We start from the raw sequence: 14,529 nt of genomic DNA, 5'->3' as shown, positions 1-14,529 counted from the left end.
AAGGGAGCCACTGTGGCTAGCAACGAAGAAATCCTGGCCGGCCTGGCCGAGATCGTCAACGAAGAGACCGGACTGGCGACGGAAGCCGTCGAGCTGGACAAGTCCTTCACCGACGACCTCGACATCGACTCCATCTCGATGATGACCATCGTGGTCAACGCCGAAGAGAAGTTCGGGGTTCGCATCCCGGATGAAGAGGTCAAGAACCTCAAGACCGTCGGCGACGCCGTGAACTTCATCGCCGGCGCCCAGGCCTAACAGCCTCCCGAACCGCCTTCGTCCATTTGGGCGAACCGGGCCTCTGGCCCCGGGGGCGGTCCGCACAGTGCGGACCGCCCCACCAAACTTTCCGCCCGCGGCGGACTCCACCACCCAACCCAGCACAGGGAGCAATCTGATGGCCCGCAAAGTAGTGATCACCGGCCTCGGCGCGACGACGCCGATCGGTGGCGACGTGCCCACCCTGTGGGCCAACGCGCTCAAAGGCGTTTCAGGCGCCCGCACGTTGACCGACGAGTGGGTGGAGCGCTTCCAGCTGCCGGTGACCTTCGCCGCGCGAGCCTCTTCCCCCGCGTCCGACGTGCTGTCCAGGGTAGAGATGAAGCGCATGGACCCCTCGACCCAGTTCGCGGTCGTGGCGTCGCGCGAGGCCTGGCGCGACTCCGGCATCGAAGAGGTGGACCCGGACCGTCTCGGCGTCGCGTTCGCCACCGGTATCGGCGGGGTATGGACGCTGTTGGACGCGTGGGACACACTGAAGGAAAAGGGCCCGCGACGCGTGCTGCCCATGACCGTCCCGATGCTGATGCCCAACGGTCCCGCGGCCGCTGTGAGCCTGGACATCGGTGCCCGGGCGGGGGCGCATACTCCGGTTTCCGCGTGCGCTTCCGGCACCGAAGCCGTCCACCTCGGCCTGGAGCTGATCCGCAGTGGCAAGGCCGACGTCGTGATGGTCGGCGGCGCAGAGGCTGCCATTCACCCGATGCCGCTGGCCTCGTTCGCGGCCATGCAGGCGCTGTCAAAGCGGAACGACGACCCGGAGCACGCCTCCCGGCCCTACGACGTCGACCGCGACGGATTCGTCATGGGCGAGGGGGCCGGCGCCATGGTCCTCGAGGCGGAAGAACACGCGTTGGCCCGCGGTGCGCGCATCTACGTCGAGCTGGCCGGCACGTCCGTGACCTCGGATTCGTACCACATCACAGCCCCGGACCCGGAGGGACTCGGCGCCACGCGGGCCCTCAAGGCCGCAATGTTCGACGGTCGCATCCAGCCGGAGGACGTGGTGCACGTCAACGCGCATGCGACGTCCACGCCCGTCGGGGACAAGCCCGAATACACGGCGCTCAAGGCCGCCTTGGGCAAGCAGGTGGACAACGTCGCCGTCTCGGCCACGAAGTCGCAGATGGGTCACCTGCTCGGCGCGTCCGGGGCCGTTGAGTCGGTCTTGACGGTCCTGGCACTCTATGAGCGCCGGGCCCCCGTCACCATCAACCTCGAGAACCAGGATCCGGAGATTCCCCTTGACGTGGTCACCGGATCCCCGCGGATCCTGCCGGACGGTCAGATCGTCGCCCTGAACAACTCCTTCGGCTTCGGCGGACACAACGCGGTGGTCGCCCTGCGCACCATCTAGCCGGCGCGCCGGAACAGCGTCAGGCATAGACGCGGGTCATAAGAGAGGCAAAGTGAGAGGTCCGAACCAATCTGGTTCGGACCTCTCACTTGTCTCGTCTCCTCATCCGTCACCCGGGCTGGCCGTACCCACTACTGGAGGACTTAGCTCCTAGTGGCAGAGGCTGCTGGTGTCGCCATGTGCCGCCGCGCCCCGGGCCCTTCGGGCCTGTTGGGCGGTCACCCTACCTGGTGTAGCCAGCGGACCGGCGCGCCCTCGGCCGCGTGGCGGAACGGTTCGAGTTCCTCGTCCCACGCCTCCCCCAGTGCCAGCGAGAGCTCGTGGTAGACGGCCGCAGGGTCGCCGGCGCCCTGTTCGTAGGCATAACGGATCCGGTCTTCGCCGACGACGATGTTGCCGGCGGTGTCGGTCGTCGAATGGAAGATGCCGAGTTCGGGGGTGTGCGACCAGCGGCTGCCGTCGACCCCGGGGCTGGGTTCCTCGGTAACCTCGTACCTCAGGTGTGCCCAGCCGCGCAGTGCGGAAGCGAGCTGCGCGCCGATCCCCTGAGGTCCACACCAGCCGATCTCCGCACGGTACATTCCGGGCGCGGCGGACTGCGGGGACCACTTCAAATCGGTCCGTTGGTCGACGACCGAGCCGATGGCCCACTCGATGTGGGGGCACAGCGCAGTTGGGGCCGAGTGTACGAAAAGTACGCCCCTCGTCATGGGTACAGACATGCCATCCTCCAGTTGCCGTTGGTACGTCTTCCCCTACGACCGCGGCAGGAACCCTTGGATGGCGTGTTCCGCTTCTCATTGTGCACGATGGACGCCCCCAGCGCCACTGGAGGTGCCATTGCGCAATCGCGTCGCGACGTGGGATGACGCCATTTGCACTGAAGGCGAAGGGTGGGGACGCGCGCGTCAGGCGCGTGGGTGCGCCTGCTGGTAGCTGGACCGCAACCGCTCGACGGAAACGTGGGTGTACAGCTGGGTCGTGGCCAGCGAACTGTGGCCGAGCATCTCTTGGACAGTGCGGAGGTCCGCTCCCCCGTCCAACATGTGCGTTGCCGCCGTGTGCCGCAATGCGTGCGGTCCCGTGGCGGAGGTGTCGCCGAGCGAAGCGAACGCCCGGGACACCATGTCCCGGATTTGGCGTTGTCCCATGCGGGAGCCTCGGATACCAAGGAACAACGCCGGCCCGCTGCCGTCCACGGCGAGCGACGGCCGGCCGCGCCGGAGCCAGTCGGCCACGGCGTTGAGTGCCGGAAGCCCGAAGGGGACGGTGCGTTCCTTGTTGCCCTTGCCGATCACACGCAGCGTGCGGCGGTCATGGTCGATGTCGTCGATGTCGAGGGCCGCCAGCTCCCCAACCCTCAGCCCAGTGGCGTAAAGGAGTTCCAGGACCGCCGTGTTCCGGTCGCGGACGGCGTGGTCCCGCGGGGACGGGTCGTCGGTCTGTCCCCCGGAGGATGTGGTGGCAGGCCTCCTGCCGTCCAGGAGGCGGTGCATTTGCCCCTCCTGGAGAACGTGAGGGAGTCCGTGGCCCGTGCGGGGGGACTGGAGCCGCGAGGCAGGATCGAGTTCCACGAGCCCTTCGCGCCGCGCCCACGCCATGAAGGTTCGGGCCGCGGCGGAACGCCGGGCCAGCGTGGCACGCGACTTGCCCGCGGAGCGCTGGTCGCCCAGCCACAGCCGCAACAACGGCAAGTCGATGTCGTGGAGGGACCGTGCGCCCCGCCGCGCACATTCGGCGAGGAGCGAGCCAATATCCCCGATGTAGGCGCGAACCGTGTGGGGGCTGCGGCCGAGTTCGAGGGACAGGTGGCGCTCGAACTCGGCGACGACGGCCCCGAAGTCGAACGGCATGCCTTCCACCGCACGGCCCTCCCCGTTGGTCGCCTTCGTCGATTCTTCCCTGCCCATCATCCGATTCTCCCGCACCCGCCGACCGGTCCATGCATCCCACGCCGCCGGGCCTACTGCCCCGCGCGTTGCCAACCCTGCCCCACCTTGCGGGCAAGGCCTCGTCCGCTCAGTCGCGACAGGCCTCCCAGCACCGCACCAATCCCCAGGCCCGCGACGGTGGCCAGCTTGTCCGGCGTGCTGGCGGACCTGACTGGAAGCGCGTCAAGGAGGAGCAGGTCTTGGATATCCAGCCCGTCGTGGGGCCGCAGCACGGCCGCCTCGCGCGCCGGATCGTCGGGCGCCGGACCCGCCTGTTGTCCCAGCAATTCGAGCGCCTCGGCCGCATCGGTGACGACGGCGGCGGCCCCCTCCCGCAGCAGCCGATGGCAACCGGCCGAATTGGGCGAGAACACCGAGCCCGGTACCGCCCCCACGTCGCGGCCCATCTCGCTGGCGCGGCGCGCGGTCGTCAGCGCGCCCGAGCGCCAGCGCGCCTCCACGACGACCGTCGCGCCACACAGGGCGGCTATCAGTCTGTTGCGCTGCAAAAACCTCCAGCGCGTCGGTGCGGTACCCGGCGCCACTTCTGCCAGCAGGACCGCCTCGGTGGCGATTCGCCGCAGGAGATCCTCGTTGCCGGCCGGATAGAAGCGGTCCAATCCGCCCGCCATGACGGCAACGGTGCGAGGGTGTCCCGCCCCGTGAGACCCCGTAGGAACGGTTTCCTGTGATTCCAACGACAGCGCGGCCTCGTGCGCCCTCGCGTCGATGCCGTAGGCGCCCCCCGAAACAACCGTCACGCCCGCCCGGACCACCGTCCCGGAGATCTCGGACGTCACCTGCCTGCCGTACTCCGTAGCGTCGCGGCTTCCGACAACGGCCATCAGGCTTCGCGCCGAGGGGAGCTGGGTTGGTTCTACATGGCCGCGCCACCACAAGCACAGCGGGGTGCCCATGCCCAAAGCATCGAACTGCACGGGCCATCCCGGGTCCTCCGGAACCAGAAGCCCTCCGCCCAGGCGCCGCATGACCTCCAGGTCGCGCGCCGGGGAACAATCTGCGGCGCGCGGTCTCCACCGGTCGAGTCCGGCACCGAGACGGAGTTCCGCCCGCGGGGACGCCCCTCCACCGAGGAGTTCGGCCACCGCCTGCTGCTCCCGAGTGGGAGCGGGCCCACGGTGTCTCGTGATGAGGTTGTATGCTTCCTCCGCGCCCGCCACGGCGACCAGCGCCAGACCGGTCTGGTCGTTCGGCTCCATCAACCGGGAGAGTCCCGCGCGGGACATTCGGATTCGTTCGCTGGCGGTCATGCCGCTTCCCCCTTGGTTTGCTGTCTCAGTTGAAGCGCGACGTCCACGTCCTGCGCGTCCGGGCTGTCGTGCGAAGCCAGGTCGGCGACCGTCCACGCGATACGCAGCACCCGGTCGTAGCCGCGGGCAGTCAACCGACCCCGGTCGACGTCGGCGTCCGCGCCCGCAGTCACGCCCGGCGGCAACGACAATGCCCCACGCAGCACGCTGCCCGGCAGGTCGGCGTTTCGCGCAAAACCCAAGACGGCCAGGCGGTCCTGCTGCCGCGCGCGGGCGGCAGCCACCCTCAGGGCCACAGACGTCGATGATTCCGTTGTCTGATCCGCCCGCAACTGTGCCGCGGCCACACGGGGCACCGCGATTTGGAGATCGATCCGGTCCAGCAAAGGACCCGAGAGCCGTTCGAAGTAGCGGCGCCGCTGCATCGGCGTGCAGGTGCAGTCGATGCCCTTGCCCGTTGACAGACCACAGGGGCAGGGGTTGGCGGCGAGCACCAGCTGGAACCGCGCCGGATAGGTGGCCGAGCCGGCCGCGCGGTGTAACGTCAGCCTGCCCGATTCCAAGGGCTGGCGGAGGCTGTCCAGCGCCTTCACGGCGAATTCGGGTGCCTCGTCGAGGAACAGTACACCGCGGTGGGCCCGGGAGGCGGCTCCCGGCCGCGGCATCCCCGAGCCTCCCCCGATGAGTGCCACCATGCTGGCACTGTGGTGCGGGCTCTCGAACGGCGGCCGGCGCACGAGCGACTCGAGGCGGCGGTCGTTCCTGAGCAGGGAATGGATAGCGGTGGTTTCCATGGCCTCCGTGTCGGTGAGGTCAGGCAAGATGCCCGGGAGCCGTTCCGCGAGCATCGTCTTTCCCGCACCCGGCGGTCCCTTCATCAAGAGGTGATGCCCACCGGCCGCGGCGACTTCCAGGGCGTACCGCGCCTCCTGTTGACCGACGATGTCCGCCATGTCCGGAGCAGTTGCGGGCAGGCCGCCCCATTCGGCCGAGCCCGGGGCACCGGACCGCGGCGCCGATACTGCCACGGAAGCGCGTCCCCAACGGCTGGTCAAGGACTGCGGATCGCCGCCGTAGGCGGCCAGCACCTCCGCCAGATGCCTGTAGCCGCGCACGTCGGCGCCGGGCACCAGGGAGGCTTCGGCCTTGTTCTCCTTGGCCACGACGATCCGCCCACGCCCGGCGGCGACCGCGGCCATGACGGAGGGCAGGACACCGGCGACCGGACGCAGGCAGCCGTCAAGGCCCAACTCCGCGATGTGCACGGCGTCCGCAGGGTTCCGGATGTCCCCGGCAGCCGCCAGCGCGGCCACGACGATCGACAAGTCCAGGGACGATCCGCGCTTCGGAACCGAGGCTGGCAGCAGGTTGACCGTGATCCGTCGCGGACTGAGCGGTAGGCCGGAGTTCCGTGCCGCCGCGCGAATCCTGTCGCGTGCCTCGGCCAGCGAGGCATCGGGCAGTCCGAGGAGAACGAAACCGGGCAGACCGCCTCCGATATCGGCCTCGACGTCCACGATGTAACCGTTGAGTCCCACCAGCGCGATGCCGCAGGCCCGCCCGAGACTCATGGCCCGACCTCGACGTAGTGCTGGATTTCGGCGGCTGCTCCCGGTGCCAACAGCACCGCGACGACGTCGACCCGCGAATTCCCGACCGGACGTCCGTGAGTTCGGCACCACGCGCTGGTGAGAACGAACAACCGGCGCAGTTTCGCGTGGCCGACCGCCTCCGCCGGGTGGCCGTAGCCGAGTCCGCTGCGCGTCTTGACCTCAACGCCCACCACCGTTCCCCGGTCCTCGGCAACGATGTCCAATTCGCCTGCCGCGCATCTCCAGTTGCGCTCCAGCACCGTCATCCCCAAGGCCATCAGGAATTCGACCGCGAGTCCCTCGCCCTGGCGCCCGAGTGTTTGGTTCCGTGTCATCTGCGTCCACCTCCGCCCCCAGTCTCGGGGCAAAGAAACGCCCCGGGCGGGCGCCCGGGGCGTTTGTGGATATCGGGACTCGGCCCGGGCCCGACCTGGACCTGTGGGGGGCTAGATGTCAGCCGCTCGGCCGGCCAAGGCTAGGTGCCAAGGCCCGCGTCCTTGGGGATGGTGAGGTCCTCCGACTTTGCGAGTTCCTCGACGTTGACGTCCTTGAAGGTGATGATCCGGACGTTTTTCACGAACCTCGCCGTCCGGTACACGTCCCACACCCACGCGTCCTGCAGAGTGACATCGAAATAAATCTCACCGTCGGCGGATCGCGCCTGCAGATCGACGTGGTTGGCCAGGTAGAACCGGCGCTCCGTCTCCACGACGTAGCTGAAGAGGTTCACGACGTCGCGGTATTCGCGGTAGAGCTGCAGCTCCATGTCTGTTTCGTAGTTCTCTAGGTCTTCGGCGCTCATCGTTCCTCCTACTATCGAAGTCTATTGTCCCTGACCGGTGTCCGTGAGCCGCCAACTTCGCCGGTGGTGGTGGCTGGGGCCCCGCGCACGGATCGCCGCCCGGTGCGCGAGCGTCCCGTATCCCTTGTTCCGCGACCACCCGAACCCGGGGCATTCGGCGTCGTACGCGGACATCAGCGCGTCCCGCTCCACCTTGGCCAGAACGCTGGCGGCCGCGACGGACAGGCAGGCGAGGTCGGCCTTGACGCGAAGCGTCACCGGCACGTCGACGCCGCCCGGGGCTACGCGGGTTTGTGGCGCGATGCCGGCCCCGGCGAAGAGTGCCTCCTGCGGCCGGTTCCCCAACCAGTCCTGGTTGCCGTCGAGGAGCACGACGTCGGGGCGCGCCACCAGGGAAGCGGCCTGCCAGGCCCTGGTGCCGGCCAAGCGCAGCGCGGCCACGAGCCCAAACTCATCGATCTCACCGGCGGACGCGTGGCCGACGCCCCAACCGGCAGCCCACGAGCGGATGTGGGGGACGAGTTCCTCCCGCGCGGCGGCGGTCAGCAGCTTACTATCGCGCACCCCCGGAATCGTGCCGGACAGGAGGGGATCCACGACCACCATGCCGACGGTGACAGGTCCGGCCAGGGAACCCCGGCCGACCTCGTCGCAGCCACCCACGAGGCGGGCTCCCCCGACCGCGAGGCCGAGTTCGGTTCCCAGATCCGGCGCGGCGGGGCGTTGCCCGACGTTCGCCTTGGTGCTGGCACTTGGCATGGAGGCTACTTGCCCGCCCCGGACGCACCGGCGTCGTCGGGCACGGTGTTGAACACCTCGTGCTCCCCGTCAACGACACCCGCCCGATTCAGCGGCCACGCGATGACCGAAGCCTTGCCCTCGACCGTCTCCACATCGACGAAACCGCCCTGCGCATCGCGGTGGAAACGCGAATCCGCGGAAGCGTCGCGGTGGTCGCCCATGACCCACAGCTTTCCCTCGGGTACGGTCACCTTGAATTCCTCGTCCGATGGAGCCGCGCCGGGCCAAATGTAGGGCTCCGTCACCGGCTCGCCGTTCACGCTGAGCCGGCCATCGGACCCGCAGCACTGGACCGTGTCGCCGGGTAGACCGATCACGCGCTTGACCAGATGCTGGTCCGTGGAATCGGGCACCAGTCCCACGAACGCCAGAAAGTTCGTGACGGGGTCGGTGGGCATCGGGAGCGTCTCGCCGAGCCAGTCCTGGTCGTCGCGAAACACGACGACGTCCCCGCGGGTCAGGTCGAAGGGTCCCGGAACCATGAGGTTGACGAAGATGCGGTCGTCGATCTCGAGGGTCGGTTCCATGGAGCCGGAGGGAATGTAGAACGCGCGGAAGAAAAACGTCTTGATCACGAAGGACAACACCAGCGCGATGCCGATGACGATCAGGACCTCCTTGAGCCAACCCCACGCCCGCTCGCCGGCGGTCGGCCCGGACGGCCCGTCCTCCCGGCTATCGGATTCCTGCTCGTTCACTAGGTGCCTTCCCTCTGAAGTGGTCCGGAGCGTTCCGGCGGCCACACGATACGGTCCACGCGTCCGATAACGCGGTCCTCCGGAATCATCCCACCGCCGGGAGCGCCGAGCAGGGCCCGCGAGTCGGTCGAGTCCGAGCGGTTGTCCCCCATGACCCAGATCCGTCCCTCGGGGACCGCCACGCTGTAACGCTGTTCGCTCGGGGGTTCCCCGGCGGACAGATACGGCTCATCCAGGGCGGCGCCATTGAGGACCAGGGCCCCGTCGTCGTCACAACAGCTTATGGTGTCCCCGCCAACGGCCATGACACGCTTGACGAACACGGCGTCGTCCCCCGCCAGCCGAAGGGCGCGGAGGAGCGACCCCGCCGCGTTGTCGCGGTCGTAGGGCAACAGCGATCCGCGTCCGTCGAAGACGACGACGTCGCCCCGGGCCGGCGGATTGGAGAGATACGCCGTGCGACTGACCAGGAGGCCGTCCCCCTCCTCCAATGACGGGCGCATGGAACCGCTGCCGATGTAGTAGAAGTCCACAAAAGTCGCGCGGACCACTATCGCCAGGAGTGCCGCGGCCGCGAGCACCCACACGACGAAGCGCCAGCCCCGCGAACGGGACTGGCGCTTCGTGCGCTCTTGCGGCGAATCACTCAAGGTGGATCCTTCGGGCAAGATCATGCGCCGCGTCCGTCAGGAACGCCGCGAACAGGGCTACGGCTACTTGGAGGTGCCGAAGTCGCGCTTTTCCTTGATCTTCGCGGCCTTGCCGTGGCGATCGCGCATGTAGTACAGCTTGGCGCGGCGGACGTCGCCCTTGGCCAGGACCTCGATCTTCTCGATGATCGGGGAGTGCACGGGGAACGTGCGCTCCACGCCGACGCCGAAGGAGACCTTGCGGACCGTGAAGGTCTCGCCGACGCCCGCGCCCTGGCGGCCGAGCACGAAGCCCTGGAACACCTGGATACGGGAGTTCTTGCCCTCGACGATGTTGACGTGGACCTTGAGCGTGTCGCCCGCGCGGAACGCGGGGACATCTGTGCGCAGCGAGGCCGCGTTGACTGAATCTAGGATCTGCATTGGATGCTACTCCTTGGGTGGTCGCCGCAGGTCACCCACCGTCGACACGGTCGCGGGGCCGGCACCACGGGGGTGCCGATGACCTGCGACCGAAGATGATGTACCGGCGCTTCCGGAATCGGACGCCGATTGGCCTGACTGTTGGCGCTCTCCCCCTGCGGCAGGAGAGGGCCCAGTAGGCACAGGACATAATTCTGCCACATGCCGTGCGGGGCCGCTAATTGGCTGGCTGTTCCGATCCGTCGCCGACCGGGTTCGCCGTGGACGGGACCTTGGCGACGATCCGCCCGCCGTCGACGGCGAACCCCGCATGCCACAGGGTGTCCCGGTCGTGCCGGTTCAGTGTCGCCGGGTCCAGCCCGAGGATGAGGTCCGGCCGCCGGCGCGCGGTGCGTTCGAGCTGCTCGTTACGGCGGAATCGCGCGATCTTCCCGTGGTTCCCACCCAGCAGGACCTCCGGGACGGAGCGTCCCTGCCACTGGGCGGGCTTGGTGTAGACCGGGTATTCGAGCAGGCCATCCGAATGGGACTCCTCCACGAGCGACTCGGGGTTGCCGACGACGCCGGGGATCAGCCGCCCCACGGCCTCCACCATGGCCAGCACGGCCACCTCGCCGCCATTGAGCACGTAGTCGCCCAAGCTCACCGGACGGACCTCGAAAGCCTCCACGGCCCACTCGAGCACGCGTTCGTCGATGCCCTCGTAGCGGCCGCACGCGAACACCAGATGCCGCCTCTCGGCCAGTTCGTGGGCCATCGCCTGGTCGAAGACGGCGCCGGCCGGAGAAGGGACAATGAGCATCGGCCTTTCCCCGGACGAGCCGGAGGACGCGGCGATGCCGGACAGGGCGGACCCCCACGGTTCCGGTTTCATCACCATGCCGGCCCCGCCGCCGTACGGAGTGTCGTCCACTGTGCGGTGGCGGTCGGACGTGTGGTCCCGCAGGTCGTGGACCCGCAGGTCCAGGAGGGATTCCCGCCGTGCCTTTCCTATCAGCGACAGGTCCAGTGCTGCGAGGTATTCGGGAAAGATGCTGACGACGTCGATGCGCACTGTTAGCGGCCGCCGCCCGTGCCGTCGTCGTCCGAGTTCAATCCGAGCAGTCCCGGGGGCGGGGTGACCACGATGAAGCCCCCGGCGACATCGACCTCGGGGACGATGGCTTCGACAAACGGCACCAGGACCTCGCTACCGTCCTCGAGCACCACGATCAGCAGGTCCTGTACCGTCTGGGTACGCAACCCGGTGACCTTGCCGACCACGTCGTCCCCGACGCGGACCTCCAGGCCTTCCAGCTCGTGCTCGTACCACGCGTCGGAGTCGTCCTCGTCCGCTTCGGCGTCGTCGGTTTCGACGAACAGCTTGGCCCCGCGGAGCGTCTCGGCCGCGTTCCGGTCCAAGGCTTCCTCGAAGGCCAGCAGGAGGATGTCCTTGTTCCACCGGGCGCCCTCGACGGTCAGCGGCCCCACGCTGTCGGGCTCCACCTCGAACACCGTCCCGGGCGCGAAGCGCTCATCGGGCGAATCTGTCATTACCTGGGCGGTGACCTCGCCCTTGATGCCGTGGGGCTTGCCAATACGTGCGACCTGCAGGCGCATGGTGTCTCCTTCGTGGACGGTTCCGCAATTGATCCTAATGGGGGCGCCGGCCCGCTGGGCGACACGGCTTAAACGCGCTGGCCCCGCACCGCGAACGGTACGGGGCCAGCATGCGGCGCGGTGGCGCCGCGGCTCTGCTACCTAGGGGCGCCGGCGGTCGGTGTCGACGACATCGACCCGCACCGGCTCGCCGTCGGCCAGTGCGGCCACGACGGTGCGCAACGATTTTGCCGTGCGCCCCTGCCTGCCGATCACGCGGCCGAGGTCGTCCGGGTGGACCCGGACTTCGAGGATGTCGCCGCGGCGGTTCCCCTTCAATGCGACGGCGACGTCCTCCGGGGAGTCGACGATGCCGCGCACCAGGTGATCGAGAGCCTCGGCGAGCATTGCTACTCGGCCTCGGTGGTCTCGGTTTCGGCTTCCGCGGCCGGGGCCTCGGTCTTCTCGGCCTTCTTGGTGATGGCCTCCGGCAGGATGACGGAACCCTTCTCCGGGACTACGAAGGCTTCCTTGGGCGCCTTGGTGCGCAAGGTGCCCTCCTGGCCCTCGATGCCCTTGTACTTCTGCCAGTCGCCCGTGATCTTCAGGATCGCGGCAACCTGCTCGGTCGGCTGGGCGCCGACGGACAGCCAGTACTGGGCCCGCTCGGAGTTGACCTCGATGAACGAGGGCTCCTCGGTGGGGTGGTACTTGCCGATCTCCTCGATGGCACGGCCGTCGCGCTTGGCGCGGGAGTCCATGATGACGATGCGGTAGAACGGGGCGCGCATCTTGCCGAAGCGCTTGAGTCGAATCTTAACGGCCACTGTAGTGGTCACTCCTGTTTCTCAACAAAGGGCGAACCCGTGTTTCTGCACCCGTGGGGCGGGCCGTACTCGTGGGTTCAGGGGACGAGATGCGCACGCGGAGAGAGGGGCCGCGCCGATCAAGTACCCTGCCATTATGCCAGAGGTTCCCGCCGGCCGCGAACCGCCGCTCCGGTGGCGGTCAGCGGGCGGACAGGACGGGGGACGTCTCCGGCAGGGAGGGCATTAGTGCCCGCGGAGGAACGATGTTGCCGGGAGCGGAAGCGGGCGTGGCCTCCCTTCCGTCCTCCAATTCGGCCACGGAGCCCAGTTCGAGCGCGCTCAGGCCGGCAGCGGCCAACGCGGCCTGGTCCGAACCCAGCCACTCCCCCAGGCCGTCCGGACCCATGAAGCGGGCGGTGAGCGTTCCGCCGTCGGCCGTGAAGCCGTCGGCGTCCGTGGCCCACGATCCGCCGTCGTACAGCAGGTTCTCCGAACCGCCGCCGTCCGCCCGGCGGAAGTCCTGCGCGAGGAGCCGGCCGACAGTCGCCTCCAAGGCGAGCCGCCGCAGGCCCGCCCCGACGGTCTCCCGCGGGGACTCGTCGGCGCGAACCGCTCCCCCGGGAAGGGACCAGCCGTCGGGTGTCCGGATCAGCAGAACCGCGCCGTCGCGCCGCCGCAGGAGCACGTGCGCCGCTACCCGGTGGCGCCAGCGCGCGCTCAGGAAGCCGTCGAGTGCCTGCAGCCCCGCCACGTGGGGGCTACTTCCCGAGGAACTTGTCGAAGCCCTTGGGCAGGTTCAGGCTGGCCGGATCGAAGTCCTGGTCGGTCGCCTGTCCGCCGAAAGCCGCCCCCGTCGGCGCGGGCTTGCGGTTCTTGGACTCGAGTTCCGCCTGCGCGGCCTTGGCCGGATTGCCGAACTTCTGCTGCTTCTTCTTGTTCCCGCCCTTGGCCGACGACTTGCGGCCGCGCCCCGGGGCGCCGGGCATGCCGGGCATTCCGCCGCCGGCGGCCATCCGCTTCATCATCTTCTGCGCCTCGGCGAAGCGCTCCAGCATCTGGTTGACCTCCGAGACCTGGACGCCGGAGCCCTTGGCGATGCGGGCGCGGCGCGAACCGTTGATGATCTTCGGCGCCATGCGCTCGTGCATGGTCATCGACCTCACGATCGCCTCGATGCGGTCGATCTGGCGCTCGTCGAACTGCTCCAACTGCTGCCGCGACACCTGGGCGCCGGGCATCATGGTGAGCATCTTCTTGAGCGAGCCCATCTTCTTGATCTGCTGCATCTGCGCGAGGAAGTCCTCGAGCGTGAAGTCCTCCCGGTCGGCGAACTTCTTCGCCATCCGCTCTGCCTCGTCCTTGTCCCAGGACTTCTCCGCCTGCTCGATGAGCGTGAGGACGTCACCCATGTCCAGGATCCTGCTGGCCATGCGGTCCGGGTGGAAGACCTCGAAGTCGTCCAGGGATTCGCCCGTGGAGGCGAACATGACGGGCTTGCCGGTGATGGACGCGACGGACAGCGCCGCGCCGCCGCGCGCGTCGCCGTCGAGCTTCGACAGCACGACGCCGGTGAAGTTGACGCCCTCGTTGAACGCCTGGGCCGTGTTGACCGCGTCTTGGCCGATCATCGCGTCGATGACGAACAGGACCTCGTCCGGGTTGACCGCCGCACGGATGTCGGCGGCCTGGCGCATCAGTTCCTCGTCGATGCCGAGGCGTCCGGCGGTGTCGACAATGACGACGTCGTGCAGTTTCGCGCGCGCCTCGGCGACGCCGTCGCGGGCCACCGAAACCGGGTCGCCCGTGGCGGACTCGAATTCGGAACTCACACCCGGGTGCGGCGCGTACACGGGCACGCCCGCGCGCTGGCCGTTGACCTGCAGCTGCTTGACGGCGTTGGGTCGCTGCAGGTCGCAGGCCACCAGCAGGGGCGCGTGCCCCTGGGACTTGAGGTGCTTGGCCAGCTTGCCGGCCAGCGTGGTCTTGCCGGCGCCCTGGAGGCCGGCCAGCATGATGACGGTCGGCGGGTTCTTCGCCAGGTTCAGGCGCCGGGTCTCCCCACCGAGGATGCGCACGAGCTCGTCGTTGACGATCTTCACGACCTGCTGCCCGGGGTTCAGCGACTGGCTGACCTCCAGGCCCAGCGCACGTTCCTTGACGTGGGCGGCGAACTCCCGGACCACGGGGACGGCCACGTCGGCGTCGAGCAGGGCACGGCGGATCTCGCGGACGGTGCCGTCGACGTCGGCCTCGGACAGCCGGCCCTTGCCGCGCAGGTTCTTGAACGTCGCTGTGAGGCGGTCGGAGAGTGAATTGAACACGTGCCGTGCACTTCTTT

The 14,529-nt window shown here is 68.6% G+C and carries 18 protein-coding genes; 2 read left to right on the top strand and 16 right to left on the bottom strand.

The features are described from left to right. Positions 1–12: 12 nt before the first annotated feature. Complete coding sequence (locus tag ACHAAJ_RS05025; protein WP_435726845.1) at positions 13–258, top strand: acyl carrier protein; 246 nt, start codon at positions 13–15, stop codon at positions 256–258. Positions 259–397: 139 nt separating this feature from the next. Next, positions 398–1,636 carry a beta-ketoacyl-[acyl-carrier-protein] synthase family protein gene (locus tag ACHAAJ_RS05020; RefSeq protein WP_435726843.1) on the top strand — a complete coding sequence of 413 codons (1,239 nt, stop codon included), beginning with the start codon at positions 398–400 and terminating at the stop codon, positions 1,634–1,636. Positions 1,637–1,854: 218 nt separating this feature from the next. Here ACHAAJ_RS05020 and ACHAAJ_RS05015 read toward each other — a convergent pair whose 3' ends face one another. The 16 genes from ACHAAJ_RS05015 to ffh all read right to left on the bottom strand — a co-directional run bounded on the left by ACHAAJ_RS05015 (position 1,855) and on the right by ffh (position 14,512). Then, positions 1,855–2,358 carry a DUF3145 domain-containing protein gene (locus ACHAAJ_RS05015; RefSeq protein ID WP_435726841.1) on the bottom strand — a complete coding sequence of 168 codons (504 nt, stop codon included), beginning with the start codon at positions 2,356–2,358 and terminating at the stop codon, positions 1,855–1,857. A gap of 186 nt (positions 2,359–2,544) precedes the next feature. Further along, the gene (locus tag ACHAAJ_RS05010) at positions 2,545–3,489 is read right to left on the bottom strand and encodes a tyrosine recombinase XerC (protein WP_435726959.1); all 945 of its coding nucleotides are present in this window, start codon (positions 3,487–3,489) and stop codon (positions 2,545–2,547) included. A 110-nt stretch (positions 3,490–3,599) separates the two neighbouring features. Further along, positions 3,600–4,838 (bottom strand): DNA-processing protein DprA, encoded by a 1,239-nt coding sequence (gene dprA / locus ACHAAJ_RS05005; RefSeq protein ID WP_435726839.1) that lies wholly within the window; start codon positions 4,836–4,838, stop codon positions 3,600–3,602. Further along, positions 4,835–6,409 carry a YifB family Mg chelatase-like AAA ATPase gene (locus ACHAAJ_RS05000; RefSeq protein WP_435726838.1) on the bottom strand — a complete coding sequence of 525 codons (1,575 nt, stop codon included), beginning with the start codon at positions 6,407–6,409 and terminating at the stop codon, positions 4,835–4,837. Before ACHAAJ_RS05000 ends, dprA begins: the two co-directional genes overlap by 4 nt. After that, the gene (locus ACHAAJ_RS04995) at positions 6,406–6,765 is read right to left on the bottom strand and encodes a YraN family protein (RefSeq protein WP_435726836.1); all 360 of its coding nucleotides are present in this window, start codon (positions 6,763–6,765) and stop codon (positions 6,406–6,408) included. The genes ACHAAJ_RS05000 and ACHAAJ_RS04995 overlap by 4 nt, the downstream gene beginning before the upstream one ends. 140 nt (positions 6,766–6,905) lie before the next feature. Further along, positions 6,906–7,232: a DUF2469 domain-containing protein gene (locus ACHAAJ_RS04990; RefSeq protein ID WP_435726835.1), complete on the bottom strand. Its 327-nt coding sequence runs from the start codon at positions 7,230–7,232 to the stop codon at positions 6,906–6,908. Positions 7,233–7,253: 21 nt separating this feature from the next. Continuing rightward, on the bottom strand, positions 7,254–7,991 hold the full coding sequence (gene rnhB / locus ACHAAJ_RS04985) for a ribonuclease HII (RefSeq protein WP_435726834.1): 738 nt from the start codon (positions 7,989–7,991) through the stop codon (positions 7,254–7,256). Positions 7,992–7,996: 5 nt separating this feature from the next. Further along, positions 7,997–8,731 carry a signal peptidase I gene (gene lepB / locus ACHAAJ_RS04980; RefSeq protein WP_435726833.1) on the bottom strand — a complete coding sequence of 245 codons (735 nt, stop codon included), beginning with the start codon at positions 8,729–8,731 and terminating at the stop codon, positions 7,997–7,999. Next, a complete protein-coding gene (lepB, locus tag ACHAAJ_RS04975; protein WP_435726832.1) occupies positions 8,731–9,381 on the bottom strand; it encodes a signal peptidase I in 651 nt (216 codons plus the stop codon). Before lepB (ACHAAJ_RS04975) ends, lepB (ACHAAJ_RS04980) begins: the two co-directional genes overlap by 1 nt. A 63-nt stretch (positions 9,382–9,444) precedes the next feature. Beyond that, on the bottom strand, positions 9,445–9,804 hold the full coding sequence (gene rplS / locus ACHAAJ_RS04970) for a 50S ribosomal protein L19 (protein ID WP_435726830.1): 360 nt from the start codon (positions 9,802–9,804) through the stop codon (positions 9,445–9,447). 217 nt (positions 9,805–10,021) lie between these two features. Further along, complete coding sequence (gene trmD / locus ACHAAJ_RS04965; RefSeq protein WP_435726828.1) at positions 10,022–10,858, bottom strand: tRNA (guanosine(37)-N1)-methyltransferase TrmD; 837 nt, start codon at positions 10,856–10,858, stop codon at positions 10,022–10,024. A 2-nt stretch (positions 10,859–10,860) separates the two neighbouring features. Then, the gene (rimM, locus tag ACHAAJ_RS04960; protein WP_435726827.1) at positions 10,861–11,403 is read right to left on the bottom strand and encodes a ribosome maturation factor RimM; all 543 of its coding nucleotides are present in this window, start codon (positions 11,401–11,403) and stop codon (positions 10,861–10,863) included. Between the two features lie 141 nt (positions 11,404–11,544). Next, positions 11,545–11,790, bottom strand: coding sequence for an RNA-binding protein (locus ACHAAJ_RS04955; protein WP_435726826.1), 246 nt, complete (start codon positions 11,788–11,790; stop codon positions 11,545–11,547). A gap of 2 nt (positions 11,791–11,792) precedes the next feature. After that, positions 11,793–12,209, bottom strand: a complete 417-nt coding sequence (gene rpsP / locus ACHAAJ_RS04950; protein WP_435726824.1) for a 30S ribosomal protein S16 — start codon at positions 12,207–12,209, stop codon at positions 11,793–11,795. Positions 12,210–12,390: 181 nt separating this feature from the next. Continuing rightward, on the bottom strand, positions 12,391–12,942 hold the full coding sequence (locus ACHAAJ_RS04945; RefSeq protein ID WP_435726822.1) for an NUDIX domain-containing protein: 552 nt from the start codon (positions 12,940–12,942) through the stop codon (positions 12,391–12,393). A 7-nt stretch (positions 12,943–12,949) separates the two neighbouring features. Next, positions 12,950–14,512, bottom strand: coding sequence for a signal recognition particle protein (gene ffh / locus ACHAAJ_RS04940; RefSeq protein WP_435726820.1), 1,563 nt, complete (start codon positions 14,510–14,512; stop codon positions 12,950–12,952). Between the last annotated feature and the right edge of the window lie 17 nt (positions 14,513–14,529).

Source organism: Arthrobacter arnarulunnguaqae, from assembly GCF_051262515.1.
Lineage (GTDB): Bacteria > Actinomycetota > Actinomycetes > Actinomycetales > Micrococcaceae > Arthrobacter_N.
The sequence above is the reverse complement of the archived record's forward strand: the minus strand, read 5'-3'. Positions and strand labels throughout refer to the sequence as shown.

Coding starts and splice junctions, on each gene's coding strand:
- ACHAAJ_RS05010 (WP_435726959.1), bottom strand. CDS start 3,489: ATGCCGTTCGACTTCGGGGCCGTCGTCGCCGAGTTCGAGCGCCACCTG.
- rimM (WP_435726827.1), bottom strand. CDS start 11,403: ATGCGCCTGCAGGTCGCACGTATTGGCAAGCCCCACGGCATCAAGGGC.
- ACHAAJ_RS04955 (WP_435726826.1), bottom strand. CDS start 11,790: ATGCTCGCCGAGGCTCTCGATCACCTGGTGCGCGGCATCGTCGACTCC.
- ACHAAJ_RS04995 (WP_435726836.1), bottom strand. CDS start 6,765: ATGACACGGAACCAAACACTCGGGCGCCAGGGCGAGGGACTCGCGGTC.
- rnhB (WP_435726834.1), bottom strand. CDS start 7,991: ATGCCAAGTGCCAGCACCAAGGCGAACGTCGGGCAACGCCCCGCCGCG.
- rplS (WP_435726830.1), bottom strand. CDS start 9,804: ATGCAGATCCTAGATTCAGTCAACGCGGCCTCGCTGCGCACAGATGTC.
- dprA (WP_435726839.1), bottom strand. CDS start 4,838: ATGACCGCCAGCGAACGAATCCGAATGTCCCGCGCGGGACTCTCCCGG.
- ACHAAJ_RS05020 (WP_435726843.1), top strand. CDS start 398: ATGGCCCGCAAAGTAGTGATCACCGGCCTCGGCGCGACGACGCCGATC.
- ACHAAJ_RS05015 (WP_435726841.1), bottom strand. CDS start 2,358: ATGTCTGTACCCATGACGAGGGGCGTACTTTTCGTACACTCGGCCCCA.
- ACHAAJ_RS04990 (WP_435726835.1), bottom strand. CDS start 7,232: ATGAGCGCCGAAGACCTAGAGAACTACGAAACAGACATGGAGCTGCAG.
- ACHAAJ_RS05000 (WP_435726838.1), bottom strand. CDS start 6,409: ATGAGTCTCGGGCGGGCCTGCGGCATCGCGCTGGTGGGACTCAACGGT.